This window comes from Shewanella sp. SG44-2, from assembly GCF_014164215.1.
Classification (GTDB): domain Bacteria; phylum Pseudomonadota; class Gammaproteobacteria; order Enterobacterales; family Shewanellaceae; genus Shewanella; species Shewanella frigidimarina.
In genome coordinates, this window is the sequence record NZ_JACJEU010000007.1 from 1 (window position 1) to 25,094 (window position 25,094).

Consider the following 25,094-nt stretch of genomic DNA (forward strand, 5'->3'; position numbering starts at 1 on the left):
CTGAGGGATCCCCACGAATTTAATAGGATGCTTGTGGGTCCCTTACTAAATTTTGAAGCATCTTAATTGCTGACATCCAATGCCATTTCAACAGCTTCAAATTCTTATCCTTGTAGGCTCTCAAGCCAATAAATTGGTTTGAGAGCACGTTGCGGTGCTTTATTGAGTTAGCTTGATATTGCCTGTGCTTATCAGCTGCTTTGACAGCCAAACCAAGCAGGTAAAGTATAAATTGTGATAAACAAGCTATGAGCAGGAGTACACCTAATTTATGTTGATCCCTAGTGCCGCTATCATTCATTTTTAGCCCTGTTTTAACATCTCTAAAGCTTTCTTCTATCTGCATCCTCGTCGCATAAATCTTAACGATTCTTTTAGCTGTAGTACTTGAACTACAAAGTGATGTCGCTAGTAGCCAAGGCTCTTTCTCTCGCTCTGCACTTGCACGAGATTGTTTACTCCGTCTAGCTTTGTCACCTGTGGCCACTTTATCTTTTCGACCTTTTGCGTTGCGTTTGAAAATGACTAAACGTGACTTAAAAGATACTTGCTCACCTAAAAAGTAAACGCCAAGGCTTTTGGCTCTAGCACTTGCTTGAACATAGAGTTGCTTAACGGGATACCAGTCATCCACAAGGCATTTTTTGCAGTGTGTTCGGTTTCTAAATCGACCTACGTAATCCCAATTAAGCGACAAGATTTGCTTAAACCAAGGGATCCGAAAACCGGCATCGGTTACGATGATAGGCTTGCAGTCATTGGGTAGCATAGCCTTAAGTTTTGTCAAAAAGCGTAAATGGGTTTTAGGCTTCTCTTTTTTGTTTAGTGGATGTATTTCTTCATAAAGTGTCAGTGAACGTCCTTGAGCTGCTAGTGATGCTCGAATGAGAAAATGCTGCTTTCGGTCATCAAGATCTGACCAATCGATATGAATGATGGGTTGCTTCATTTTCCCGACGAGCAAGCAGGTCATACGGGTATAAATGAACTCAATATCACGATGAAGATAAGGATTACTACAAAGCCTATCAACCCGCTTAATCTTATGTTTTTCCTTAGCTTTACTTTCAATATCACGGCCAAGCCCTGTGATTGATAATGCTCCACCATTCATTGAGCTTTCAATTGCAGAGAACAGACTTTGTCGGCGAGTTTTGTGCATTAACGGGGTGACAAGTGAGAGACATTTTGATAAAACTTGTTTTGCATTCATGGCATTTACTCGTGGTAATTTTTGTTTGGCGATAAATTTGATCACCAAATGCCATGAATGTTCCCACCTAATTTAAAATATCTTATTGTTCCTGTTTGTTATTTCATGGGGATTCGTCAGGGTCGGAGCTGTCTTTGTGATGCTAAAAAAATCACAGCAAAAAAGAATTGAAAATAGCGAGCTGAACAGAAAAGGTCACGGTTTTAGGTAGGTTTTAAGCGGATTAATTATCGGTATATATAAAAAAGACGCCAATTTATATTGACGTCATTTTTAAGAGTGAATTAATTAGATGATAAAATGCTAGTTTCTGAGTGACCATTTATTTGAGTCAGCTACTGATTCTGCCCTAGCATTTATTAATTCAACCAATTGCTATAACCCTTAGTACATATCATTAGTACAATTGGTCATCACTAGCGTTACCAGCCACACTGGCGATTAGCTTGGGTATTTTGCTCATCTAACCACACTTGCAATGGTGCAAAGTAATCTAATACTGCCTTGGCATCCATTTTATCAGACCCCGTCACAACACTCAGTGCTTCCGGCCAAGGTTTGCTGGCGCCCATTTCGAGCATTTCATTCAACTTAGCCCCAGCTTCTTTATTTCCATAAATGCTGCAGCGATGAACTGGGCCAGTGTCTCCTGCAATATCACACAGTGCTTTGTGGAATTGGAACTGCAACACATGTGCTAAGAAATAACGTGTATAAGGAACATTGCCTGGTACATGGTATTTAGCACCAGGATCAAAATCGGCTTCTGTGCGTTCAATTGGCGCTTTAACACCTTGGTATTTTTCGCGTAAGTCCCACCAAGCTTGATTATATTGATCAGGTTTAATGGTGCCGTTAAATACTTGCCAGCGCCATTGGTCAATCATTAAACCAAAAGGCATAAAGGCAATTTTATCTAATGCTTGTTTTAACAATAAACCAATGTCTTTTGATGCATCAGGTACAGTTTCGAGTAATCCGATTTTTTGTAAATATTTAGGGGTAATTGATAACGCAATCGTGTCACCAATGGCTTCATGAAAACCATCGTTGGCAGAGTTTTTAAAGATAAACGGCTGATTTTTATAAGCGCGTTGATAGAAGTTATGGCCTAATTCGTGATGAATGACGGTAAAATCTTCAGCGTTTTTCTGGATACACATTTTTATGCGGATATCATCCAGATTATCTAAGTCCCACGCAGATGCATGACACACTACATCACGGTCTTGCGGTTGAACAAACATTGAGCGAGTCCAAAACGATTCTGGCAGCTCGCCAAAGCCAAGTGAAGTGAAGAAACCTTCAGCTTGTTGGACCATTTTAATTTCGTCATAACCATTTTTAGCTAACAGTTCGGTAACGTTGTATCCGGGATCAGCATCTTTAGGCGCTACGCTGTTATAAATCGTGCCCCATTGCTGAGCCCACATGTTGCCCAATAAATGTGCAGGGATAGGGCCCGTCTTAGGCGCAACATCATCACCGTACTGCTGGTTTAATTCACCTCGCACATAGCAATGTAATGAATCATATAAAGGCTTAATTTGTGCCCATAGGCGGTCTAATTCGGCAGAGAATGCTTCTGGCTCCATGTCATACTGACTACGCCATAATTCAGACAAGTCGGCGTAACCTAAATCTTGCGCGCCTTGATTGGCTAATTCGACTTCACGTTCAAATAGTGGACGCATTGGTTTTGCTATTTCACGCCAACCTTGCCAAACTTCTAAAAGTACCGCGGGATCTTTAGACTCCGCCATAAGGTTTGATAGCTCAGGTTGAGTCAAACAACGACCATCAGCAAAACAATATTTTCCTTTACCATATAGACCGTTGAGTTCAGATGCGATACTCGCAAGTTCTGCGTTCTTAGCTGGGTCTAGCGGGGCAGGTAAAACAAGGCTACTGCGTAAGCTGTTAAGTTTTCTGGCATTAACGGCATCAAGTTCTACATTGGCATATTTTGCCGCTTCTGTTGCATAGCGCACAGATGTTGAAGTGACTTTTTCACCCATTGCGGCAGATAAAGCCGCGGTGTCGTCAGTGATAAAATTGGAATAAATCCATTCCGCACGATTAGCTTCAATCGACAAATCCGCTAAATCGGCTTCTGCTTGGTTAATGAAATTAATTGCTGCAGTGGCATCAATTTTTTCAACTGGAGCGGGAGCAGGCTCTTGAGTGTCATTACAGGCACTTAATCCTAATGCTATTGAGACAATTAGTGCAATTTGAGACGGTCGTTTTAAAGGCAAGTTCATATTGGTTGCATCCTTGTTTTATTATCGGCGTCAGTGTACCGAAAAATAGCAATCATTGCATATAAGTTAACAATCTGGTGCAGTTGTTACGATTTCTGTTGTCTAGATTAAGAAAGAAAGCTGACAATTTCGATTGACATCTGTGCGCTCAATGATTAATTTAAACAGGTGTTTAAATTAATTTGGGTCTGGGAATGGCAAGCCGTACTGATACAAAAACAAGAATACTCGATGCAGCTGAAAAGTTGTTCGCTGAAAGAGGTTTTTCTGAAACGTCGTTACGACTGATCACCAGCAAAGCTGAAGTCAATTTGGCATCTGTTAATTACCATTTTGGTTCGAAAAAAGAATTAATTCGTGCTGTATTAGCAAGATACTTAGATGTGTTTATGCCAAGCGCCGCGATAGAGATTAAACGTATACATCATGCGCCTGAAAATGCGTCACTAAATGAGATTTTTTCTGCTTTAATTAAACCGTTACTTGAGCTTAATAAAGTACGCAACGGCGGCACGATTATTTTCTTGCAGTTGTTAGGTCGTGGTTATATTGAAAGCCAAGGTCATTTGCGCTGGTTTATTACCACACATTATGGCGAACATTTAGCGACGTTCGTACAAGCTGTATCGGCAAGTGCACCACACATTCCTGCGGCAGAAATGTTTTGGCGTTTGCATTTTACTCTAGGAACTATAGTGTTCACTATGGCTTCTGCAGATGCACTAAATGAAATTGCTGCAGCAGATTATGGCGAACACAACAATATTGAAGCCATTATACGTAAAGTTATCCCCTACATGGCAGCAGGTGTTGCTGTCCCTGTGTTAACAAACTAAGAAGGTATAAAATGAGTATCGTCATATTGCTAGTTATAGCGATCATTGTCCTCTTTGGCGTGCGTAATATCAGGATGCAATTTATCACGCGTCCAGTATTTTCGTTCTTCAAAAAAGTGTTGCCTCCTTTGTCGACTACCGAGAAAGAAGCAATGGAAGCGGGTGATGTTTGGTGGGAAGGTGAGTTATTCCGCGGAAAACCAAACTGGAATACCTTACATAGTTACGGTAAACCAACCTTAAGTGCGGATGAACAAGACTTTCTTGATAATCAGGTTAACACCGCATTAACCATGATTGACGATTTTGATATCGTCCATAACCGTAAAGATCTCCCGCCAGAGTTATGGCAATATTTCAAAGAACAAGGCTTCTTTGCATTAATCATTCCTAAAAAGTACGGTGGACGCGAGTTTTCTGCTTATGCAAACTCAACAATTGTAGCCAAAATTGCCACGCGTAGTGTCAGTGCAGCCGTGACTGTAATGGTACCTAACTCTTTAGGCCCTGGTGAGTTGTTGACACATTACGGTACTCAAGAGCAAAAGGAGCGTTGGTTACCTTCGCTTGCAGTTGGTAAAGACATTCCTTGTTTTGCGCTTACAGGCCCAGAAGCGGGCAGTGACGCTGGTGCAATACCCGATATCGGTGTTGTTTGCCTGCGCGAATTTGAAGGCGAAGAGACATTAGGCTTAAGCCTAACGTGGAACAAACGCTATATTACCTTAGCGCCAGTTGCTACTGTACTCGGTTTAGCGTTCCAAATGCGCGATCCCGACGGTTTACTCGGTGACGTTAAAAACATCGGCATAACGTGCGCATTGATCCCAACTGACCATAAAGGTGTTGAGATTGGTCGTCGTCATAACCCATTAATGATGGCGTTTATGAACGGTACAACAAGTGGTGAAGATGTATTTATCCCATTAGATTGGATTATTGGTGGCCCACAGTTTGCCGGTAAAGGCTGGCGTATGCTGGTTGAATGCTTGTCTGCAGGACGTGGTATCTCATTACCTGCTCTGGCAACCGCATCGGGGCACGTGTGTACCAAAACGACCACAGCCTACAGTTATGTTCGTCAGCAGTTTGGTATGCCTATTGGCCTGTTTGAAGGCGTACAAGAAGCGATGGCGCGTATCATCGCCAATACTTACCAGCTTGAAGCTGCACGACGTTTAACCACGCAAGGTATCGACTTAAAAGTTAAACCTTCAGTGGTGACTGCAATTGCAAAATACCACATGACAGAGCTAGGCCGTGATGTGTTAGAAGATGCGATGGACATTCAGTCTGGTAAAGGTATCCAATTAGGACCAAAAAACTATTTAGGTCATGCTTATATGGCAACACCTATATCAATTACCGTTGAAGGTGCAAACATCCTCACTCGTTCATTGATGATTTTTGGTCAAGGTGCAACTCGTTGTCATCCATATGTTTTGGCTGAAATGGAAGCCGCTGCAATGGAAGATGAAACTTCTGCATTAGATCGTTTTGATTCATTATTGCTCGGTCACATTGGTTATGCGATGGGTAATGCATTACGTTCATTTGGTAGTGCACTAACAGGCAGCCGTTTTGCCAGTGCACCAGTGAGTGGCCCTACGCAGCAGTATTATCGTGACATGACGCGTATCTCTTCGTCACTTGCCATTATGACTGATTTATCGATGTTAATTATGGGTGGGGATCTTAAGCGTAAAGAAATGATATCTGCACGTATGGGGGATGTACTAAGTCAGTTATATCTTGCATCTGCTACGTTAAAGCTGTTTGAAGATAACGGTCGTCAGCAAGATGATTTACCAGCCGTGCATTATGTGATGACTGAACGTTTACATTTAGCGGCTAAAGCGCTTAATGACGCGATTCGTAATTTTCCGAGTAAAATCGCTGCTGTATTACTACGAGTGTTGATTTTCCCATTAGGTAATCACTTCAATGCACCAAGTGATAAATATGCAGTTGATTTAGTCAAAGGTATGCTTAAGCCTGGACCCGCGCGTGACCGCATTACTTTCCTTTGTGGAGAGTTTGACGGTGACACTAGCGGTATTGCTGAAGTTGAAAGTGCGTTCTTAGCTAAATATGCAGCGAAAGATTTGTATAAGAAGCTTAAGAAAGCACAACGTAGCGGCCATATAAAATCTAAACTTCCTATGCTTGAGTTATTCGACGTGGCATTAGAAAAAGACATTATTACTGAAGCTGAACATAAACAGCTTGTTGAAGCAGACGTATTACGTCTAGCTGCTATCAACGTGAATGACTTTGAAGAACTATAAGCTCAGTTGATTGCCTTGATGTAATCTTAGATGCAAATTGGCCCTGACTCTGTCGGGGCTTTTTTTATTCATCACCTTATGGTTAGGCGAGTAAGCTGACGAATGATTAAGCGGATAAGCAGGGTACTGTAACAGCTTTGAAGGTCACTTTATTTCGGTATATCGTTAGTATTCAAAATAACCAATAAAAAAGCCAATCCGAAGATTGGCTTTATCGTTAACGAGATTAACACTGGATGTACGTTAGTGAATGTTGCTCGTTATGTTCGGCTTATTTAAGCAACGATCAACACTTTACACGTGTTAGTGCCACCGATGGTTTCCATCGCGTCACCTTTAGTCATCAGTACCATATCACCACTGACTAAATAACCTCTGTTCACCATGCAATTTAATGCTTCTTTAGCTAGCTCATCAGCAGGGTATGCCGTTGAGTCAAACTCAATTGGTTGTACACCACGGTACATTGCCATGCTGGCCAATGTCTTTTGATGACGAGATAATGCAAAAATAGGTAAACCAGAGCTGATGCGTGACATTAACTTAGCTGTCGCGCCAGATTCGGTTAACGAAATAATCGCTTTAACACCAGGTAAATGGTTAGCCGCATACATGGTAGAAAGCGCAATCGTTTCTTCAACAGAAGAGAAACGTTGATCCATGCGGTGCTTAGATACATTCACACTTGGGTGTAATTCTGCACCTAAACAAACGTTAGCCATAGCCAAAACCGTTTCTTCAGGGAAATCACCAGCAGCGGTTTCTGCTGAAAGCATTACCGCATCAGTACCGTCTAACACAGCGTTAGCCACGTCCATGACTTCTGCACGAGTTGGCATTGGGCTAGTAATCATCGATTCCATCATCTGGGTCGCAGTGATCACCGCTTTGTTTAGTTGGCGAGAACGTTCAATTAAGCGTTTTTGTACGGCAACAAGTGCAGCGTCACCAATTTCAACACCCAAATCACCACGTGCTACCATCACTACGTCTGATGCACGGATAACATCATCCATCGCTTCATCGCTTTCAACTGCTTCAGCGCGTTCAACTTTAGCAACGATTAGCGCTTTACTGCCTGCTTCAAGTGCTAATGCACGAGCTAAATCTAGATCAGCACCGGTACGTGGGAATGATACTGCTAAATAATCAACATCAATCATGGCTGCGGTTTTAATATCAGCCATGTCTTTTTCAGTAAGGGCAGGAGCTGTTAAACCGCCGCCTTTCTTATTGATGCCTTTGTTATTCGATAACGGGCCTGCAACAGTAACCGTTGTGAAGACTTTGTGGCCTTCAACACGGTCAACTCTTAACTGCACTCGACCATCATCAAGCATTAAGATATCGCCAATGACTACATCATTAGGCAATTGCTTGTAATCAATACCAACTTGTTTATCATCGCCTTCGCCTTTTGCTAAGTCAGCATCAAGAATAAAGATATCACCTAAGTTAAGTTTGATTTTTTGGTTATCTTTGAAGGTAGAAATACGTATCTTAGGACCTTGTAAGTCACCTAAAATAGCGACATGCTTGCCCAATTCTTTAGCAATTCTACGAGTATCCGTAGCACGCTTTAAATGATCTTCTGGTGAACCATGTGAGAAGTTAAGTCTGACAACGTTAGCACCTGCTGCGATAATTTTACGTAAATTGTCATCGCGGTCAGTTGCTGGCCCAAGTGTGGTAACGATTTTAGTTCTGCGGAACATAAGATACTCCGTTAAGGATAAGAAAGATTTTTTGTTAAATTGAATTTGGTTATTTAAAGTACTCAAACAATATTAGCACTTAAATGATGCAACTATATTAACAGACATTCTGACTAAATGTAGTAAAGTTACCAACAAAATGATCGTTTTTAATATGTAATTTATGTGACAGATCAGCGATTTTTACAATAAAAAAGACCAAACAGACTAATCCGTTTGGCCTCGTGAACAATATTTGATTGCTGTCGATGAAATTTTACGCGATCAAACATAACTGAATTGTGTAATTATTTATCAGTTATCTTGAAAGCTTCATGCAAAACTATCAATTTATAGAGTATAGGCTCTATCGTTACACAGCCTAAAGCGAACAATTCACTCAGTTTAATAATAATCCAGTAAGAGATGTTTATTTCACCGCCCATCAATTTAGATGGTCAAATCCTTGTTCACACGAGATTCTTTCAACACTTCCTTCACACGTTTTAAATTATCACGGAAACGAGGCCCTCTACGTAAGGTAAAGCCTGTTGCCAACACATCTATGGTAACCAATTGTGCTAAGCGCGATGCCATCGGTAAATACATGTCAGTGTCTTCTGGGACTTCCATCGTTACAGGCAGAGTGCACTCATAAGACAATGGTGAATTTCGGGCGGTAATGCCAATCACGGCAGCGCCATTTTCACGCGCAATACGGGCAATTTCAATCAGTGATTTAGTGCGACCTGTATGCGAAATCAACACGACCACGTCACCTTCATTACAGTTAATACAGCTCATACGCTGCATTAACACATCATCGAAACATATCACTGGTACATTAAACCGGAAGAACTTGTTTTGCGCATCGTGGGCTACAGATGCTGATGCGCCAAGGCCAAAAAACGAAATAGTCTTAGCTTGAGTGAGAATATCGACCGCTTTATTTATCGCTGATGTATCTAAACTTTGACGGGCAGTATCGAGCGATGCCATTGAAGATTCGAAGATTTTTGTCGTGTATGACTCTGGCGTGTCATCTTCTTCAACGTGGCGACTAACATAAGGTGTGCCGTTAGCAAGACTTTGAGCCAAATGTAACTTAAAATCAGGGAAACCCTTTGTGTCTAATCGACGACAAAATCGGTTAACAGTTGGTTCACTAACATCAGCCATCTTGGCTAATGTGGCAATACTTGAATGTATAGCTGTTTGCGGTGAGGCTAATATGACTTCGGCAACTTTACGTTCCGATTTACTAAATTGGGTAAGGCTTTTTTGAACCTTTTCAAGGGTATTCATAAGCAAGCATCCGCTAAAAAGTAGCTAAAAGTAGGTAATGTAATTTTATATCATAACTTACAGGAATTACGTGATTTAAGTTATTTATTTACCTTTGACGGTAATCTGTAGTTATTTTTCAAGACATAGATCACGGTAGAATGGTTCTCAAGCCTTGTAATTGGTAGAAAATCATAGCAGATAATAGATACACATGACTAGATTAACAACAATAGAATAAATACAAATTAAAGATGCAATATTTAAATTCTGTTGTTATATTACAACAAAAGTGTGCTTTTATTCATCGACCGAATTCGAACATGACACACACATATTATTAGGAGAGCTTTCAGCAATGGGCAAATCAATTGGAGCCAAGGCTTGCGACTTCGTACTTTTCGGTACAAAAGGCGATTTAGCTAGGCGTAAATTATTACCTTCTCTATATCAGCTAGACAAAGCAGAATTACTTGATAAAGAAACCAAGGTAATCGGTGTAGCAAAAGACGCGTTCACTCAAGAAGAGTTTGTCGCCCTCGTGACTAAAGCACTAAATACATTTGTTAAAGATGAACTTTGCCCAACCACGTTAGCGCGCTTCCTCAGTCGTTGTCATTATATCGGTACCAATTTTACAGAACCTGAAGGTTACAGTGCCTTCCACGATTTACTTGAACCAAGTAAACGCGTCATGGTGAACTACTTCGCTACACCTCCTTCGATTTTCGGTGCCATCTGTCGTTGTTTACATGAACAAGACCTTATTCAATCTGACACCCGTGTTGTGCTCGAAAAGCCGATTGGTACTGATTTAGAATCATCTCATGTGATTAATGACCAAGTGGCTGAATTCTTCAACGAGAACCAGGTTTACCGTATCGACCATTACTTAGGTAAAGAAACAGTACAAAACCTGATTGCTTTGCGTTTTGCTAACTCATTGTTTGCCTCTAAGTGGGATAACCGCACGATTGACCATGTACAGATTACTGTAGCTGAAGAAGTGGGGATCGAAGGGCGCTGGGGCTACTTTGATGGCGCAGGCCAAATGCGTGACATGATCCAAAACCATTTATTACAAGTGTTAACTTTGGTTGCGATGGATCCTCCAGTCAATTTAGATGCAGACAGTATTCGTGATGAAAAAGTAAAAGTACTTAAGTCACTGCGCCCAATTAACCAAGACAATGTGTATGAAAATACCGTCCGTGGTCAATACAGTGCGGGTTTCTTAAAAGGCTCGCCCGTTCCTGGTTACCTTGAAGAAGACGATGCCAATACACAGTCGAACACTGAAACCTTTGTGGCACTTCGTGTTGATATTGATAATTGGCGTTGGGCTGGTGTGCCATTCTATTTACGCAGTGGCAAGCGTATGCCGTTCAAGAGCAGCGAAATTGTGGTGTATTTTAAAAACCCACCGCATAACTTGTACCGAGCAAGCTTGCGTAATCTTCCACCAAACAAATTGACCATCCGCTTGCAACCTCATGAAGGGGTTGAAATTCAGATGATGAACAAAGTTCCAGGTCTTGAGCAAAAGCAGCGTCTACAAACAACCAAGCTTGATTTAAGTTTCAGTGACACCTTTAAAAATGAACGTATTGCAGATGCATATGAACGTTTGTTATTAGAAGCCATGTTAGGTAATCAAGCCCTGTTTGTTCGTCGTGATGAAGTTGAGCAAGCATGGAAATGGGTTGATGGAATTATTCAGTCATGGGAACAAAGTGGCGAAAGACCTAAGCCTTATCCTTGTGGAACATGGGGACCTGTAGCATCGGTTGCATTGATAACCAAAGATGGTCGTTCTTGGGACGAGTAGGGAGCTCACATGATTAAAGATACAGTATTTAAATCGTTCGACACTCCAGCTGATTTAGAAGCTAAATTAGCCGACAAAATTGCTAAGCAATTACAGGATGCTGTTGATACTCGTGGCAAAGCTAGCTTGGTGGTATCGGGCGGTTCAACACCGTTGAAATTATTTGAACTATTAAGTCATAAACTTGTCGATTGGAGTGATGTTTACATTACTTTAGCCGATGAGAGATGGGTCGGTGCTGATGAAAAAGATTCAAACGAAAGATTGGTTCGCGAGCATTTGTTGCAAAATAGAGCTGCCAGTGGAAAGTTTCGTGGTTTAAAAAATATGTTCGCAACCCCTGAAGCCGGTTGTGACATGACCAGTGAATCATTGGCTAATTTCCCGCGTCCTTTTGATGTGGTTATATTGGGAATGGGTACAGATGGACATACTTGTTCATGGTTCCCTTGCAGTGCAGAACTTGATAATGCATTAACCACTAAGGCTTTGTGTGTTGCGATCAATCCGACTACGGCACCACATGCACGTATAAGTTTGTCTAAAGATGCCATTTTAAATAGTCGTCAGATTTATTTGCATCTTGTCGGAGAACCAAAATTAACTGTTTATCATCAGGCTCTTGAGAATGATGATGTTACCCAAATGCCCATTAGAGCAGTATTAGCGCAGCGTAAAACGCCCGTTGATGTGTTCTATAGCGCGTAAGGAGTTTTACCATGCACTCAGTAGTACAAGCCGTCACCGATAGAATTATTGCACGCAGTAAACAGTCTCGCTCAACGTATTTAACAGCGTTAAATGATGCCAAAGCAAAAGGTGTTCATCGCAGCGCCCTAAGTTGTGGCAATTTGGCTCATGGATTTGCGGCCTGCCAACCAGCGGACAAAGACTCTTTACGTCAACTAACGAAAGCTAATATTGGTATCGTAACCGCATTTAACGACATGTTGTCAGCGCATCAACCATACGAAACGTACCCGAATATGCTTAAGCAAGCATGTGTGGACGTAGGCAGTGTTGCGCAGGTTGCTGCCGGTGTACCTGCTATGTGTGACGGCGTGACCCAAGGTCAGCCTGGCATGGAGTTAAGTTTACTGAGTCGTGAAGTCATAGCAATGTCTACTGCGATAGGGTTATCGCACAATATGTTTGATGGTGCGTTACTGCTGGGTATTTGTGACAAAATCGTGCCGGGTTTATTAATTGGCGCGTTAAGCTTTGGTCATTTGCCGATGCTATTTGTGCCTGCGGGCCCAATGAAATCGGGTATTCCGAATAAAGAAAAAGCGCGTGTTCGTCAGCAATTTGCTCAAGGGCAAGTTGACCGTGCAGCACTGCTTGAAGCTGAAGCGAAGTCATACCATAGTGCCGGCACATGTACTTTCTATGGTACGGCTAATTCTAACCAGTTAATGCTTGAAATCATGGGCTTACAATTACCTGGTTCATCGTTTGTTAATCCTGACGATCCATTACGTGATGAATTAAGCAAAATGGCCGCTAAACAAGTTTGCCGTTTAACGTCTATGGGCACTCAATACACACCAATTGGTGAAGTGGTATCTGAAAAGTCAGTAGTTAACGGCATTGTGGGTATTCTTGCCACTGGTGGTTCTACTAACCTAACCATGCACATTGTTGCTGCTGCCCGTGCTGCTGGCATTATTGTTAATTGGGACGATTTTTCTGATTTGTCAGATTCAGTGCCATTGTTAGCACGCGTATATCCAAATGGACATGCTGATATTAATCACTTCCACGCTGCTGGCGGCATGGCATTGTTGATTAAAGAGTTACTTGATGGTGGTTTATTGCATGAAGATGTCAATACCGTTGCTGGCTTTGGATTACGTCGTTATACCCAAGAACCTCGTTTGCTTGACGGCGAACTTAAGTGGGTTGACGGTGTGACTGAAAGCTTAGATAAAGAAGTATTAACCCACCTTGCGACGCCGTTCCAAAGCAATGGCGGCTTGAAATTATTGAAAGGTAACTTAGGTCGTGCGGTGATTAAAGTGTCTGCTGTACCTGATACTAATCGTGTGATTGAAGGTCCTGCGATTGTGATTGATGATCAAAACAAACTCGATGCACTATTTCAGGCTGGTGAGCTTGACAGAGATTGTGTTGTGGTTGTTAGAGGTCAAGGCCCTAAAGCTAATGGTATGCCTGAGCTTCATAAGCTCACACCCTATTTAGGCACCTTACAGGACAAAGGTTTTAAAGTGGCATTAGTCACTGATGGCCGTATGTCTGGAGCCTCTGGTAAGGTTCCTGCCGCAATTCATTTAACCCCAGAAGCACTTGATGGTGGTCTGATTGCCAAAGTTGAAAACGGCGATGTGATTCGTGTTGATGCTACAACCGGTGAGTTAACTCTATTTGTTGACGAGAAAACACTTGCAAGCCGAACAGCAGGCAAAGTGGATTTACATCATTCAAGTTATGGCATGGGCCGTGAATTGTTTGGCGCGCTACGTAACAGTTTAAGCAGCCCAGAAACGGGTGCTCGCAGTACTAATGCGATTGATGAATTATATTAAAAATAAAAGGAAGTCGGTTATATGATTGAGCCTAATAATTGGTTGCTTCAACCTCAAGACGTATTTAAACGCAGCCCGGTTGTTCCGGTCATGGTAATTAATAAACTTGAGCATGCAGTGCCTTTAGCTAGAGCATTAGTTGCTGGCGGTATTAGTGTACTTGAAGTTACGCTTCGTACACCTTGCGCCCTTGAAGCGATTGCAAAGATTGCTAAAGAAGTACCTGAAGCACTTGTTGGTGCAGGCACTATTTTAAATGAAGCTCAGCTAAACCAAGCGGTTGCTGCTGGTTCACAGTTTATTATCACTCCTGGTGCAACTGTTGATTTACTAAAAGCAGCCAAGAAAGGTACTGTGCCATTGATCCCCGGTGTGGCTAGTATTTCTGAGATCATGGTGGGTATGGAGTTGGGTTACACTCACTTCAAGTTTTTCCCAGCAGAAGCTTCTGGTGGCGTTAATGCACTGAAATCATTCTCTGGACCATTGTCTGATATTCGTTTCTGTCCAACAGGCGGTATTAGCCCTGCGACTTATAAAGATTACTTAGCACTATCGAATGTTGATTGTATTGGCGGCAGCTGGATAGCACCGACTGATGCAGTAGACAACGAAGAGTGGGATCGCATTACCCAACTGTGTAAAGAAGCGCTTGCTGCACTGTAATCTCTTTATTGTGTGATAATTCAAAAACCAGCATCTGCTGGTTTTTTTTATAAGCATTTACTGGTGTTTTATTTTAAACCGTATACTGTTTAGCACATTGATGCCGCTTACTAAAATACTCACTAATCACTATGATATGTGAGATAAACTTTTCCTAGCAGCACCATTCATCGCGATTCCATAAAATGATGATGAATGATTCACACGAATTTATTGATGGTTTAAGTCGATAACAAAGCAAGTCCATTTATATTAAGAGGTATTCTCAATGCTTTATGATTTAACGGTTGTACAATTTAGTAAAATGCTTAATAACTTAAGTGCAATCCTTGTCAAAGGTGAAGGCTTTGCAGAAGCTAAAAAAATTGAAATGTCGGCGCTACTTAATTCACGTTTAGCCCCAGATCAATTTAACTTAACTCGCCAAGTGCAAATTGCGTGCGATACAGCCAAATTAGCAGTAGCGCGTTTAACTGGCCAAGAAGATAGTGCGCCAAAACATGAAGATAATGAGACGACATTAGCGGAGCTACAAGCTCGTATCGCTTCTGTTATCGATTATTTAGCCACGTTTACAGCCGAAGACTTTACTGGTGCAGAAACTCGCAAAATTACTCATCGTCGTTGGGAAGATAAATATCTTACTGGGCGTGATTTTGCTTTGGAACATGCCATTCCTAATATTTATTTCCATGTGACAACTGCCTATGCAATTTTGCGCCATAATGGTGTTGAAGTGGGTAAAAAAGATTACTTAGGCGCAATGCCATTTAAGTCGTAAACAACCAAACGTTTATGCATTGATAGCACCATTTTATATGGCAACAATAAAACCAGCATTAGCTGGTTTTTTGTTACCTGCTTAACATGAATCTACGACAGTCAAGTAATCAATGTCAGTCATGACACCTTATCTCCATAAAGCGGTTAATGGACCCAAGCCTGAAAATAACAATATTGATCCGCCATTAAGCTTGTTATCCCATATTATGTTTCTATCATGGGAATAGTATTTTTATAGACGTACAGCATTCAGTGACAGGAGTGAGTATGAAAACAATCGGTATGATAGGTGGTATGAGTTGGGAGTCGACACTCAATTATTACAAAGCCATTAATCAAGGTGTTAAGTCTGCATTAGGTGGGCTGCATTCGGCCAAAATTTGTTTATACAGTGTCGATTTTGCTGAAATAGAAACCCTGCAACATAAAGGATTGTGGCACGATACTGCTATTCATTTAACCACAGCCGCTAAAGCGGTTGAAGCTGGCGGGGCAGACTTCTTATTGATTTGTACCAATACCATGCACAAAGTGGCTGATGATATCCAAGCACAAATCTCGATACCTATTTTGCATATTGCAGATGCCACAGCGGAGGTGTTGTTAGCCGATGGGATCAGTAAAGTCGGCCTATTGGGCACGCGCTTTACCATGGAACAGGACTTTTATAAGCAACGGATAAGTGATAACTATCCCATTGAGGTACTGGTTCCTTCACCACACGAGCAAACATTAATTCATGACGTGATATATCAAGAGCTATGTCTGGGCACGATAAATCCGCAATCACGACAATGCTATCTTGGCATTATTGATAAATTATATGAGCAAGAGGCTGAGGCGGTGATTTTAGGTTGTACAGAGATAGCCCTATTAGTGCAGCAACAACATACGCATGTTCCTTTGTATGATACGACTCAAATTCATGCCAATAAGGCCGTTATGCTGGCCTTAGCTAAGTAACCTCAACTCGGGATAATAAACGGATATCAAACAGTCCTTTGTCTCGCTAACTGAGTTGAATAGCCATAGGTTCATTTTCGGTGGGAATGTTAAGACAAAAAAACGCCTTACAATATTGTAAGGCGTAATGTTTAAAGCTTACTGCTTATTTTAGAATCGACTAGTCTTTATAAGCTCGGCCATAGAAGCTGTCTAATAGCACTTGTTTAAGCTCTTTAATCAACGGGTAACGTGGATTGGCACCAGTACATTGATCATCAAATGCATCTTCAGCAAGTTCATCCAGTTTGGCGATAAAATCTGCTTCATTAACACCAGCATCCTGAATTGATGCAGGGATACCAATGGTTGTTTTCAGCTGTTCGATTTTTTCAATCAGTTTTTCAACTTTTTGAGCATCAGTTTTACCACCTAGCTTTAAATAATCTGCAATGGCAGCATAACGACACAACGCTTTAGGACGGTCGTATTGACTAAACGCTGCTTGCTTAGTTGGCATATCTGTCGCGTTAAAGCGGATCACGTTAGAGATTAGTAGTGCATTAGCCAAACCGTGAGCTAAGTGGAATTCGGCACCTAATTTGTGCGCCATTGAGTGACAAACGCCTAAGAATGCGTTGGCAAAAGCAATACCGGCTATGGTGGCACCATTATGGACTTTTTCACGAGCGACTGGTGCTTTTGCACCAAATTCATAAGAGTCCGGTAGGTACTTAAACAATAGGTCTAATGCTTGTAGTGCTTGGCCATCACTGTATTCGTTTGCCATTACACTCACATAAGCTTCTAACGCATGTGTGACAGCATCAATACCACCAAAAGCGGTCAATGATTTTGGCATGTCCATGACTAAGTTAGGATCGACAATCGCCATGTTCGGTGTTAATTGATAGTCGGCAATAGGGTATTTCTTTCCGGTTACTTCATCGGTTACCACGGCAAAAGGAGTCACTTCTGATCCTGTACCTGAGGTTGTCGGAATGGCAACCATTTGAGCTTTAACACCCATTTTAGGGAATTTGTAAATACGTTTACGAATATCCATAAAACGCAGCGCTAAATCAGCAAAATCAACCTCAGGGTGTTCGTACATAACCCAAATGATTTTCGCTGCATCCATTGGTGAGCCACCACCTAACGCGATAATGACGTCCGGTTGGAAGCTTTGCGCAACTTTAGCACCTTGACGAACAATCGCTAAGGTTGGGTCGGCTTCTACCTCGTAGAACACTTCGGTTTCAAGCCCTTGTGCTTTAAGAATTTTTAAGGTTTCATTACAGTAACCGTTATTAAATAAGAACTTGTCAGTGATGATCAACGCGCGTTTTTTATCACTTAATTCTTCAAGTGCTATTGGTAAGCTACCGCGACGGAAATAAATAGATGATGGAAGCTTATGCCACAACATGTTCTCAGCCCTCTTAGCGACCATTTTTTTATTGATTAAATGACTTGGGCCGACGTTCTCAGAAATTGAATTACCGCCCCATGAACCACAACCTAGTGTTAACGATGGTGCTAGCTTGAAATTATATAAGTCACCGATACCACCTTGTGAAGCAGGTGTGTTAATCAAAATACGGGCTGTTTTCATTCTAAAACCAAAGGCTTTAACGCGTTCATCTTGGGTGTCTTGATCGGTATACAAACCAGATGTATGGCCAATACCACCCAAGGTGACTAAAGCTTCCGCTTTGTCCATTGCCTCATTAAAGTCTTTTGCTTTATACATCCCTAATAACGGGGATAATTTCTCGTGAGCAAAGGCTTCAGCATCATTAATGTCAGTTACTTCACCGATAAGCACTTTGGTGGTACTAGGCACTTCAAAACCTGCCATTGCAGCTATAGACACTGCACTTTGGCCAACGATATCAGCATTAAGGCCGCCGTTTTTAAGGATCACACTCTGCATGGCTGCGGTTTCAGCTTTAGATAGAATATGACCACCGTGGCTGATAAAACGCTCTTTAACTTGCTTATAAATGCTGTCTACTACAATTACCGCTTGTTCAGATGCACACACCACACCATTGTCGAAAGTCTTTGACATTAATATAGAGCTTACCGCGCGTTTGATGTCTGCGGTCTCATCGATAACGATAGGTGTATTACCAGCACCAACACCAATGGCAGGTTTACCAGATGAATAGGCCGCTTTAACCATGCCTGGTCCACCAGTGGCTAAAATGAGGTTAACTTTCGCATGAGTCATTAACTGATTAGACAAGGCAACACTAGGTTGATCAATCCAGCCAATAATATCTTTGGGGGCTCCTGCTGCAACGGCTGCATCTAAAACAATTCTAGCAGCCGTTGTGGTTGAGTTTTTAGCTCTTGGGTGCGGCGAAAAAATAATGCCATTACGGGTTTTTAAGCTAATAAGCGCTTTAAAAATAGCAGTAGAAGTAGGGTTAGTTGTTGGGACAATACCGCAAATAATACCTACAGGCTCTGCAATGGTAATGGTACCGAAGGTTAAGTCCTCAGATAAAATACCGCAGGTTTTTTCATCTTTGTATTTGTTATAAATGTATTCAGATGCAAAGTGGTTTTTAATCACTTTATCTTCTAATACACCCATCCCCGTTTCTGTTACGGCCATCTTCGCCAGAGATATGCGCGCATCTGCTGCAGCTAAGGCTGCCGCTCTAAAGATAGTATCGACTTTTTCTTGGCTAAAATTGGCAAACTCGGCTTGGGCTTTGGCCACGCGCTCAACTAATAAATCAAGCTCTTGTGTATTGGTGACTGTCATAGTGGTTTCCTTTAAAAATATTCAACAAATCAGTTTTGCAAAATATTCTTTGTAAATAAAATTACAACTTTAATGGGGTATTTGCTGTGATGGTGACCACAAATGCATAACTAAATGTAATTTTATTACAGTAATTGGTTGTTTTGTGAACACTAATTATTGTTTGTATAGTTAACATCAATTTTTCTTGGTATGTAAACATTACCAACGTTGGTATGAGTTCATCATTAACACCAGTTTATAGCACCAATGTAATACAGACATCCGTGCTTCCTTTATTATCTTGTCGCTTACCCTAGTACAAGTCTCAACCGAGAAAGCGATAATTTTTAATTGTTTTGCAATAGGAATAGTCTGTTTTTTGAACTTATTACATTGATGAAATAACAGACTGAATCACTATTTTGAAAATATTCTATTGAATTTAAATAACATTTTATGATTGAGCTACGTGTATAAGCAATAGCTAAAGCTCGTTTAGCTTATTTAATTAGAGAATTGTGATTGACATCAATATTTATAAAAGGGAATATGCTCACCAGCAGGGCATATGCTCAGTATTGGTGCGAATGTGTAATGTTGTTGGATTAATGATGTGACTCTACTGTGTAAACTTAGCTTAGTTGACTGCTTAAGTATTGTTATGGTGGATTGAACCTTGTGGTGTTAAGTTCAAGAGGCTGTAAAATATAGTGAGTTATCTGACTTGATCGAGTAAGGCGAGCATATGAACATAAATACCCAATTAATAATATTCGACTGCGATGGGGTTGTGATCGACAGTGAGGTGATTAGCGCCAAAGTGTTAATCGATAAACTGGCTCTATTGGGCGCCTGCATTGATATGGCTTTTGTACAACAGCATTTTCTAGGCTGTCAATTTTCCACCGTCGCCGACAAAGTACAGCGTTTGCTCGCGATTACATTACCTGAACAGTTTGAAGCAGAATATCGTCAACAGTTATTGGTTGAGTTTGAAAATAATTTGACAGTAACCGATGGTATTAAATCGATATTGGCAGACTTGAAAGTACCGTATTGCATAGCAACCAGCAGCAGTTTACCGCGTACAACCAGAGCATTAGAAGTTGTAGGGTTAACGGATGTGTTTGGTTCAAATGTTTTTACTGCCAGCGAAGTTAAGCGAGGTAAGCCAGCACCTGATTTATTTTTGCATGCCGCTAAAAGCATGGGGATTGAGCCCCAACATTGTTTGGTGATTGAAGACAGCTTTTTTGGCGTCAGTGCAGCTGTAGCCGCCAAAATGCAAGTGATTCATTATATTGGCGGTGGTCATATAGTTGATAACGTTAGTGATGAGTTACACCCAGTGTCACAAGCTTATCCAGAGATAACTGTACTAAGTCATTGGCGCCATTTTAATCGTCTGATGCCAGCGTTATGCGTTGATACTGAATATAAGGGATAACATGGATAGCAAGTCGAATTCAGAACTCGCGCGATTAGAGCAAGCGGCAAGAGCAGCATGGTTATATTACGTCGCCAAGAATACTCAAGATGAAATTGCCCAAAAATTAGAAGTATCAAGACAGTCAGCGCAACGTTTAGTCGCATTAGCGGTTAGTGAAGGGTTAATTAAAGTCCGTTTAGATCACCCCATTGTTAAATGTATGGAGTTGGGCCAACAGTTAACGCAAGCTTTCAATTTATTGGAATGCGAAATTGTCCCCAGCGATCCTGCTGACGACAGTTCCGTGCATGGTTTAGCGCAATGTGGCGCAGGTGTATTAGAGCGGTACTTAAAATCTGAACAGCCTAAAACTCTAGCCTTTGGTACCGGACGAGCACTCAAAGCTTGTATTGATGAGTTACCTTCGATGCAATGTCCGCAGCATAAAATAGTGTCGCTATTAGGCAATATGATGTTAGACGGTTCTGCATCAGCATTTGATATCGTGGTCAGTATGGCTAATCGAGTGCAGGCTAAGCATTACCCTATGCCGTTACCCGTTATTGCTACTTCAGTGGCGGAAAAGCAGTTATTGCATGACTTAGCGCCGGTAAAAAGTATTTTTGAATTAGTTAAACAAGCAGATGCCACTTTTGTTGGAATAGGGCACATGGGCGCAGAGTCACCATTATTGCTCGATGGTTTCATTAATCAGCCACAGTTAACCGAGTTAATTAATGACAATGCCACTGGTGAAATCATCAGTTGGGTGTACAACCAGCAAGGGCAGTTACTCGATCATTCAATAAATGAATTAGTGATGAGCTCACCGTTGAGGATTGATTCAAATAAGCCTGTTTACGGTATTGCTGCTGGCCAACATAAAGTTGATGCTATATTTTCAGCATTGCAAGGTCGCTTAATTAATTCATTGATAACCAATGAATATACAGCCGAAAGAATATTAGCAAAACTAAAATGAATGATTAAATAAACTTATTCTTGGAATTCAAGTTAGATCAATAACAAGTAAAGATTCTATAAAAATAATATGAATATAAATGGGGTTATTATTTCAACTCAATAGAAATAATAAATAGTCAGTAAAGGAAAGACAGTATCACTTTATCATCGATTTTTGGTGAGGGTTTTACTTATTTTCTAAATAGGAATATAAAAACAATGACAATAAGTCAACATGAGGCTTCATTCAAACAAACGAATGAAGAGCAGCTGCCTGTAGCTAAAAATAAATTACATGGTTGGAAACACTTTGCAGGTTTATATGCTGGGGAGCATGTTGCCGCGACAGAGTTCGTTATTGGTGCCACTTTTGTTGCTCTAGGTGCCTCAACCATTGATATATTACTTGGACTATTAATTGGTAATCTATTGGCGATGTGTTCGTGGTGGTTATTAACGGCACCGATTGCTGTTGAAACTCGACTCAGTTTATATAACTATTTAAATAAGATTGCCGGCGACTCGATGACCAAGCTCTATAACTGGGCTAATGTGATTATCTTCTCGGTGATATCCGCAGCGATGATCACGGTATCGTCCACAGCCGTTCGTTTCTTATTCGACATTCCGGCACAATTAAATTGGTATCCCAGTAGTCTATGGTTTGTGATGATAGTATTAGCGGTAGGATCTATCGTCGTTGTGGTTGCCATGTATGGTTTCTCGACCGTGGCTGACTTTTCTAAAATTTGTGCGCCGTGGTTATTTGTTATCTTTATTGCGGGTTCATTTACCTTATTCCCAGTGTTATCAAATCATGTTATTGGCAGTACCACATTAACGGGCTGGCAAGACTTCATGACCATAGGTGACAGCTCAATTTGGACTGGATTAAATGACAAAGGTGAACCCGGTATTGGTTTACTTGAAGTGATAGGCTTTGCGTGGGCCGCTAACTCAATTACTCACTTTGGTTTGATCGACATGGCTATTTTCCGCTTCGCAAAGCGTAAAAGTTATGGTTTGATTTCAGGTGTTGGTATGTTCTTCGGCCACTACTTAGCATGGATTTCTGCTGGTATTATGGGGGCCGGTACCGCTGTACTATTAAAAACCACTATTACCCAACTCGATCCAGGTGATGTTGCTTACCATGCCTTAGGTTTTTCAGGCTTTGTGATTATCATTATCGCTGGTTGGACAACGGCTAACGCCAATTTATACCGTGCAGGCCTTGCCGCGCAGTCAATATTTGTTAATCATTCTCGTGAACGTACCACCGCCATAGTGGGCTTAGTCACTGTCGTGATAGCGTGTTTCCCATTTGTGTTTTCGCAGATGTTACCGTTACTGACGTATGCCGGTCTTTTAGTTGTACCAGTGGGTGGTATTGTATTTGCTGAGCACGTGTTATTCCCTAAGATTGGCTTAACCCGCTATTGGGCTAAATATCAAAAACTGTCAAAAAGCACACCGGCAATTGCATCTTGGGCATTAGCGTTAGTATTCGGGTTTGGTTTAAATAGTCTTGATATTATTTCATTCTATTACTTATTTATTCCAACGTGGATATTCACCATTATAATTTATACCGTATTAGCTAAAAAGTATGGTGCCGATTTAGATTATACAGGTGCTATATTATTAGATGAGAAAGAACAGCAACAAATAACAGAGTATCAAGATGAAATGGCTAAAGACGATAAGCCTCATGTTGAAGATGGCAGCAAACTCACTAAGTTATTAAATAGCTTCGCGGTGATCTCTTTAGTGGTTATTAGCATACTGGCTGCGAAAGTGATGTTTTATAGCCCAACAATGACAATCTATGCAGAGAATAAGTCTTTATTTGAAACGGTTTGTTTTGTTTGTACGATAATTTATTTTAGTTGTTCATACATTGCTCTGAAACGACATAAGAAAATAAATTCGTAATCGCAGTATTAATAACTCAAGGTTAATGGCTAATCTTAATAGCTTAAGGCTAATGAAGCATTCGCTTTGAGTTAGCCGTGTTATTCATTAGATAACACATATATCCATATTGTTTAATTATTTTATGAGGCACAATCCACATGGATCATTCTCAAGATTCAAATGTTCAACTGAACACGTTAAACCAACAAAGTTTGTCAACATTACCCGCTAATGTTGATGTGCCAAAATACGACCGTAGCCAGTTAACCGCTGGGATAGTACATATTGGGGTTGGTGGTTTTCATCGAGCTCACCAAGCTATGTATATTAATGAGTTGTTGAAGCAGCCTGGTTCTGAGTCTTGGGCTATTTGTGGTGTCGGTTTGTTAGAAGCTAATCGCAGTCTCCGTGATGTGTTGGTGAAACAAGACTATCTGTACAGTTTAACGGTACGTCACCCGAATGGTCAGATTGATCATCAAGTGATGGGGTCGATGATTGATTTTTTATTTGCACCAGAAAACAAACAACAGGTGATTGATAAACTGATTCACTCAGATACTAAAATTGTGTCGTTAACCATTACAGAAGGTGGTTATAACTTTAACCCTGCAACGGGTGAGTTTGATTTCAACAATCCAGACATTATCCATGATATGGCGAATCCTAATGACCCTATCACTGCATTTGGTTATTTAACGGCAGCACTTAAACAGCGTAAAGCTAAGGGCATGAAGCCTTTTACCATTCAGTCTTGTGACAATATTCAGCATAACGGCGACATGACCCGTAAAATGTTATTAGCGTTTGTGAATAAACATGACGCTGATTTAGGCCAATGGATTGATGATAATGTCGCGTTTCCTAATGCGATGGTTGACCGTATAACACCTGTAACAACCAAAGCGGATATCGAGTATGTGGCTAACACATTACACATTAACGATGAATGGCCAATTACGTGCGAAGCCTTTACTCAATGGGTGATAGAAGACAACTTTAGTGATGGCCGCCCAGCGCTGGATACCGTTGGTGCACAATTTGTGAGTGACGTAACACCATTTGAAAAAATGAAAATCCGTTTATTAAATGCAGGCCATTCAGTATTAGGTTTATTAGGTTCTATTCATGGTTTTGCCACGATTGATGAGTCGGTAACCGATCCATTATTTGCAACTTATTTACGTAAATTTATGGACGATGAAGTAACGCCGTTAATTGAGCAACTTGAAGGTATTGATTTAACACAATATAAAGACACGTTAATTGAACGTTTTGCCAATCCAAACATTAAAGACAGTTTGGCGCGAATTTGTCTCGAAAGTTCAGCCAAGTTACCAAGGTTTATCATTGCTTCAATTAATGAAAATATCGCATTAGGCCGTGATACTTCATTGGCAACATTAGTGATTGCAACCTGGTGTTTATACAGTGACAAACGGGTAGACCAACAAGGGAATGCGTTAGAGATTAACGATCAAATGGCCGCTCAATTACATGCGTATGCCAATAAAACAGCTCAAGATCCATTAGCGTTTTTGCAGTTAACCGATTTATTTGGTGATCTAAACAATCAAGCCAGTTTCTGTAAAGATTATCGTCAAGCGATTACGGCCTTATATGCACCGGGCAGTGACATTAAATCGATTATGCAAGCAAGATTACAAACTAAAGGTTAAG

General features: G+C 41.0%; 17 protein-coding genes. 12 read left to right on the top strand and 5 right to left on the bottom strand.

All coding sequences use genetic code 11. From position 1 onward, the window contains the following. Positions 1–19 precede the first annotated feature (19 nt). Both H5181_RS07205 and H5181_RS07210 read right to left on the bottom strand, forming a co-directional pair. Positions 20–1,213 carry an IS4 family transposase gene (locus H5181_RS07205; RefSeq protein WP_182750742.1) on the bottom strand — a complete coding sequence of 398 codons (1,194 nt, stop codon included), beginning with the start codon at positions 1,211–1,213 and terminating at the stop codon, positions 20–22. Between the two features lie 422 nt (positions 1,214–1,635). Beyond that, a complete protein-coding gene (locus H5181_RS07210; protein ID WP_182750632.1) occupies positions 1,636–3,477 on the bottom strand; it encodes a M2 family metallopeptidase in 1,842 nt (613 codons plus the stop codon). A gap of 194 nt (positions 3,478–3,671) precedes the next feature. Between H5181_RS07210 and H5181_RS07215 the strand changes: the two genes are divergently transcribed. Both H5181_RS07215 and H5181_RS07220 read left to right on the top strand, forming a co-directional pair. After that, positions 3,672–4,313 carry a TetR/AcrR family transcriptional regulator gene (locus H5181_RS07215; protein WP_059744853.1) on the top strand — a complete coding sequence of 214 codons (642 nt, stop codon included), beginning with the start codon at positions 3,672–3,674 and terminating at the stop codon, positions 4,311–4,313. Positions 4,314–4,324: 11 nt separating this feature from the next. Then, positions 4,325–6,601 (top strand): acyl-CoA dehydrogenase, encoded by a 2,277-nt coding sequence (locus tag H5181_RS07220; protein WP_011637351.1) that lies wholly within the window; start codon positions 4,325–4,327, stop codon positions 6,599–6,601. 275 nt (positions 6,602–6,876) lie between these two features. On the opposite strand, the gene pyk is transcribed toward H5181_RS07220, so the two are convergent. Next, entirely contained in the window at positions 6,877–8,316 is a 1,440-nt protein-coding gene (gene pyk, locus H5181_RS07225; protein ID WP_182750633.1) for a pyruvate kinase, read from the bottom strand. A gap of 429 nt (positions 8,317–8,745) precedes the next feature. Then, positions 8,746–9,600, bottom strand: coding sequence for a MurR/RpiR family transcriptional regulator (locus H5181_RS07230; RefSeq protein WP_011637353.1), 855 nt, complete (start codon positions 9,598–9,600; stop codon positions 8,746–8,748). Positions 9,601–9,937: 337 nt separating this feature from the next. On the opposite strand from H5181_RS07230, the gene zwf reads away from it, so the two are divergent. The 6 genes from zwf (at position 9,938) to H5181_RS07260 (ending at position 16,365) form a co-directional block, all read left to right on the top strand. Then, the gene (gene zwf, locus H5181_RS07235; RefSeq protein ID WP_011637354.1) at positions 9,938–11,407 is read left to right on the top strand and encodes a glucose-6-phosphate dehydrogenase; all 1,470 of its coding nucleotides are present in this window, start codon (positions 9,938–9,940) and stop codon (positions 11,405–11,407) included. Positions 11,408–11,416: 9 nt separating this feature from the next. Further along, complete coding sequence (gene pgl / locus H5181_RS07240) at positions 11,417–12,115, top strand: 6-phosphogluconolactonase (protein WP_182750634.1); 699 nt, start codon at positions 11,417–11,419, stop codon at positions 12,113–12,115. Between the two features lie 11 nt (positions 12,116–12,126). Beyond that, on the top strand, positions 12,127–13,953 hold the full coding sequence (edd, locus tag H5181_RS07245) for a phosphogluconate dehydratase (RefSeq protein WP_011637356.1): 1,827 nt from the start codon (positions 12,127–12,129) through the stop codon (positions 13,951–13,953). 21 nt (positions 13,954–13,974) lie between these two features. Then, positions 13,975–14,619, top strand: coding sequence for a bifunctional 4-hydroxy-2-oxoglutarate aldolase/2-dehydro-3-deoxy-phosphogluconate aldolase (locus tag H5181_RS07250; RefSeq protein ID WP_011637357.1), 645 nt, complete (start codon positions 13,975–13,977; stop codon positions 14,617–14,619). Positions 14,620–14,887: 268 nt separating this feature from the next. Next, positions 14,888–15,400: a DUF1993 family protein gene (locus tag H5181_RS07255; RefSeq protein ID WP_182750635.1), complete on the top strand. Its 513-nt coding sequence runs from the start codon at positions 14,888–14,890 to the stop codon at positions 15,398–15,400. A 269-nt stretch (positions 15,401–15,669) separates the two neighbouring features. After that, on the top strand, positions 15,670–16,365 hold the full coding sequence (locus H5181_RS07260) for an aspartate/glutamate racemase family protein (RefSeq protein ID WP_182750636.1): 696 nt from the start codon (positions 15,670–15,672) through the stop codon (positions 16,363–16,365). Positions 16,366–16,525: 160 nt separating this feature from the next. Here the strand turns inward: H5181_RS07260 and adhE are convergent, their stop codons facing one another. Continuing rightward, entirely contained in the window at positions 16,526–19,123 is a 2,598-nt protein-coding gene (gene adhE, locus H5181_RS07265) for a bifunctional acetaldehyde-CoA/alcohol dehydrogenase (RefSeq protein ID WP_011637360.1), read from the bottom strand. Between the two features lie 727 nt (positions 19,124–19,850). Between adhE and H5181_RS07270 the strand changes: the two genes are divergently transcribed. The 4 genes from H5181_RS07270 (at position 19,851) to H5181_RS07285 (ending at position 25,093) form a co-directional block, all read left to right on the top strand. Continuing rightward, positions 19,851–20,552 (top strand): HAD family hydrolase, encoded by a 702-nt coding sequence (locus H5181_RS07270; RefSeq protein ID WP_102036921.1) that lies wholly within the window; start codon positions 19,851–19,853, stop codon positions 20,550–20,552. A 1-nt stretch (position 20,553) separates the two neighbouring features. After that, a complete protein-coding gene (locus tag H5181_RS07275) occupies positions 20,554–21,516 on the top strand; it encodes a sugar-binding transcriptional regulator (protein WP_182750637.1) in 963 nt (320 codons plus the stop codon). A 200-nt stretch (positions 21,517–21,716) separates the two neighbouring features. Continuing rightward, positions 21,717–23,432 (top strand): cytosine permease, encoded by a 1,716-nt coding sequence (locus H5181_RS07280; RefSeq protein ID WP_182750638.1) that lies wholly within the window; start codon positions 21,717–21,719, stop codon positions 23,430–23,432. Between the two features lie 140 nt (positions 23,433–23,572). Beyond that, positions 23,573–25,093, top strand: a complete 1,521-nt coding sequence (locus tag H5181_RS07285) for a mannitol dehydrogenase family protein (protein WP_182750639.1) — start codon at positions 23,573–23,575, stop codon at positions 25,091–25,093. Position 25,094: the final 1 nt, after the last annotated feature.

What these genes read in the sequence shown, in the direction of transcription:
- H5181_RS07285 (WP_182750639.1), top strand. Translation starts at nt 23,573, where the DNA reads ATGGATCATTCTCAAGATTCAAATGTTCAACTGAACACGTTAAACCAA.
- H5181_RS07255 (WP_182750635.1), top strand. Translation starts at nt 14,888, where the DNA reads ATGCTTTATGATTTAACGGTTGTACAATTTAGTAAAATGCTTAATAAC.
- H5181_RS07280 (WP_182750638.1), top strand. Translation starts at nt 21,717, where the DNA reads ATGACAATAAGTCAACATGAGGCTTCATTCAAACAAACGAATGAAGAG.
- zwf (WP_011637354.1), top strand. Translation starts at nt 9,938, where the DNA reads ATGGGCAAATCAATTGGAGCCAAGGCTTGCGACTTCGTACTTTTCGGT.
- H5181_RS07230 (WP_011637353.1), bottom strand. Translation starts at nt 9,600, where the DNA reads ATGAATACCCTTGAAAAGGTTCAAAAAAGCCTTACCCAATTTAGTAAA.
- H5181_RS07250 (WP_011637357.1), top strand. Translation starts at nt 13,975, where the DNA reads ATGATTGAGCCTAATAATTGGTTGCTTCAACCTCAAGACGTATTTAAA.
- pyk (WP_182750633.1), bottom strand. Translation starts at nt 8,316, where the DNA reads ATGTTCCGCAGAACTAAAATCGTTACCACACTTGGGCCAGCAACTGAC.
- H5181_RS07275 (WP_182750637.1), top strand. Translation starts at nt 20,554, where the DNA reads ATGGATAGCAAGTCGAATTCAGAACTCGCGCGATTAGAGCAAGCGGCA.
- H5181_RS07210 (WP_182750632.1), bottom strand. Translation starts at nt 3,477, where the DNA reads ATGAACTTGCCTTTAAAACGACCGTCTCAAATTGCACTAATTGTCTCA.
- H5181_RS07260 (WP_182750636.1), top strand. Translation starts at nt 15,670, where the DNA reads ATGAAAACAATCGGTATGATAGGTGGTATGAGTTGGGAGTCGACACTC.
- H5181_RS07220 (WP_011637351.1), top strand. Translation starts at nt 4,325, where the DNA reads ATGAGTATCGTCATATTGCTAGTTATAGCGATCATTGTCCTCTTTGGC.
- pgl (WP_182750634.1), top strand. Translation starts at nt 11,417, where the DNA reads ATGATTAAAGATACAGTATTTAAATCGTTCGACACTCCAGCTGATTTA.
- H5181_RS07215 (WP_059744853.1), top strand. Translation starts at nt 3,672, where the DNA reads ATGGCAAGCCGTACTGATACAAAAACAAGAATACTCGATGCAGCTGAA.
- H5181_RS07270 (WP_102036921.1), top strand. Translation starts at nt 19,851, where the DNA reads ATGAACATAAATACCCAATTAATAATATTCGACTGCGATGGGGTTGTG.
- H5181_RS07205 (WP_182750742.1), bottom strand. Translation starts at nt 1,213, where the DNA reads ATGAATGCAAAACAAGTTTTATCAAAATGTCTCTCACTTGTCACCCCG.
- edd (WP_011637356.1), top strand. Translation starts at nt 12,127, where the DNA reads ATGCACTCAGTAGTACAAGCCGTCACCGATAGAATTATTGCACGCAGT.
- adhE (WP_011637360.1), bottom strand. Translation starts at nt 19,123, where the DNA reads ATGACAGTCACCAATACACAAGAGCTTGATTTATTAGTTGAGCGCGTG.